The following is a 1,165-nucleotide window of genomic DNA, read 5'->3' as shown; positions in this document are numbered from 1 at the left end:
GAGTCTGGAGCTTTTCGACCAACGCTTGCGCCTGGGAGCTCCGAGCCGCCACTTCGCGGTTTACCTCTCCCATTGAACTGGTGCGAACCGTCCCCTTGGCATCCCTGACATGGAAGTAGCCGCTGCTTTTTTCGGCGACGTACCCCTGCTGGCTTATTGCTCTCTGAGCCAAAGCGACCGACGGGATGCCATAGCCCTTCTCCAATAAGTAGTTGAGCCCGGGATAGGTTTCGTTGGGCGGGCTCGATGGAGTGAGCCGCTCATTTCGCAAGAAGCCCGTGAGTGCGGCTCCGCCGATGGAAACCACTCGTCCCCGGGGGGTCGCCTCGGCGATCGCCTGCGCAATCGACTGATTTCGCTTTGTCAATCCCTTCGGACTCACGAGATAGGCCAAGATTTGCCCAGGGTTCGGGTTCTGGATCGGTCTTCCACTCTTATCGAGAGCGTGCTGCCGATCGATGTCTCCGGCCACGATCCGATATCCCATCTGATGCGCCGCCCGCCAGAGCCGGATCTGCTGGATCTCGGCAAGCAACGCAGGAACATCCGCTGGCTTTACTCCCGCCGCCTGCCACTGCTTCGGATCGTTCGTCGAATCGACAACGCGCAAAGCCTTCCCCACCGTTCGCAGGAGCAAGGCCCAGGAACTCCGAGTTCTCGGAGTGCTTCGCAAAGCGCCCATTCCCGGCTCGAATCCCATCTTGACCGCCGCCATCTTCTCGTAGGTTGGATTCTTCAAGTAGTCGTTGAGTTCCCTCTGAAAGTCCTTGGGATATTCGATCACCAGGGTCCGTGCGCCATGGGGATAGGCATTTTGGAGAAAGTTCTGTTCACTCTGCATCATCACCGGGTCTAAGTGGTGTTCGCCGATGAGGATCGCCTCGATGCCCGACCGGTCGATCGGCTCCCAGTACTTCTGGTTGGCGACGGCAATGGGCGAGGGAGGCGGGGAGGGTGGAAGCCTCCGGTTCGCGGGGAGCGGAGTGAGTCCCGGAGCGCGCAAAAAGGTTTGCGGGGCGGCCATCGCACCCTGCAGGAAGGCGGCCGCTGGGGCCGAGACGGCCGCTCCGCTGGGCAGCGCCTCGCTGTTGACCAGGGCGAGCGCGGCTCCTCCGGAGGATGAGGGCTCCTGGGAGCTCTCCGTGGCCGACGCGGCCGCCTCGGG

The 1,165-nt window shown here is 62.1% G+C and carries 1 protein-coding gene; it reads right to left on the bottom strand.

The genetic code is table 11. The annotated features are described in order from the left end of the window. On the bottom strand, positions 1-1,165 hold a 1,165-nt coding region (locus FN369_RS10970), incomplete at both ends, for a hypothetical protein (RefSeq protein WP_178087593.1).

The organism is Methylacidimicrobium cyclopophantes (assembly GCF_902143385.2).
Classification (GTDB): Bacteria; Verrucomicrobiota; Verrucomicrobiia; order Methylacidiphilales; family Methylacidiphilaceae; genus Methylacidimicrobium; species Methylacidimicrobium cyclopophantes.
Note: the sequence above shows the minus strand (reverse complement) of the source record. Positions and strands in the feature narration are given on the sequence as shown.